The 534-nt window shown below is 48.7% G+C and carries 1 protein-coding gene; it reads left to right on the top strand.

Translation table 11 applies throughout. The features are described from left to right. Positions 1 to 534: collagen-flanked surface repeat-containing protein (locus HMPREF2700_RS09450; protein ID WP_141745847.1), on the top strand; the 534-nt coding region annotated here is incomplete at both ends.

Here is a 534-nt window from a genome sequence, read left to right on the forward strand (position 1 = left end):
GTAAGAACGCTGAAGCCGAAGTTAAAGACAACGGTGACGGCACTCATACTGTAACCATTAAAGACGGTAACGGTAATACCACCACTACCATCGTTAAAGACGGTACAGCTGCTGCTAAAGGCGATACCGGTGCTAAGGGTGATAAAGGTGATACCGGTGCTAAAGGTGATACCGGTGCCAAAGGCGACCAAGGTGAAAAAGGCGTCAAAGGCGACAAAGGCGATAAAGGTGACCAAGGTATTAAAGGTGACCAAGGCGCTAAAGGCGACAAAGGCGATAAAGGCGACAAAGGTGATACCGGTGCTAAAGGTGACACTGGTGCCAACGGTAAGAACGCTAAAGCCGACGTTAAAGACAACGGCAACGGCACTCATACTGTAACCATCACTGACGGTGACGGTAATACCACTACCACTATCGTTAAAGACGGTGCAGACGGTAAGAACGCTAAAGCCGACGTTAAAGACAACGGCAACGGTACTCACACCGTAACTATCACTGATGGCGAAGGTAAAACCACTACCACTATCGTTA

Source organism: Neisseria sp. HMSC068C04 (assembly GCF_001810105.1).
Taxonomy (GTDB): Bacteria; Pseudomonadota; Gammaproteobacteria; order Burkholderiales; family Neisseriaceae; genus Neisseria; species Neisseria flavescens_B.